General features: G+C 47.5%; 1 pseudogene. It reads right to left on the reverse strand.

The features are described from left to right. Positions 1-375, reverse strand: a pseudogene (locus DOT_RS12415) (RNA polymerase subunit sigma-70); the annotation flags it as partial.

Here is a 375-nt window from a genome sequence, read left to right on the forward strand (position 1 = left end):
TATCGGCAAGCCAACTCAGCATGATGCCGTCTTTCATAATGATCGTTATGGGACCCGTTGCCCCACTGTCTCCGTCAGTCCGATAGCAATCAGGCTTCTTGAACCAGATATGGGAGGTCATAGTCTTCGGTTTTCCCTGCTCAAAAAAAGTAGCATCCACGATTTCCTCGTAATCCTCTGTTTTCTCGATCACCGCCTGCACCTTATCCTTAATCTCAGCTACGGAAAGAGTTATTTTTCCGGTCAGGGAATGCAAGAAGGTCAAAAAGTCCTTTTGCTTTTTCATATCCTGCTGCCAGACGGGGTTTTGCGCTAGTTCTTGTTCAAAGGCATTTCTGGCCCCGGCCTCCATGGTTCCTTCCAAATAGTCGCAAA

The organism is Desulfosporosinus sp. OT (assembly GCF_000224515.1).
Taxonomy (GTDB): Bacteria; Bacillota; Desulfitobacteriia; order Desulfitobacteriales; family Desulfitobacteriaceae; genus Desulfosporosinus.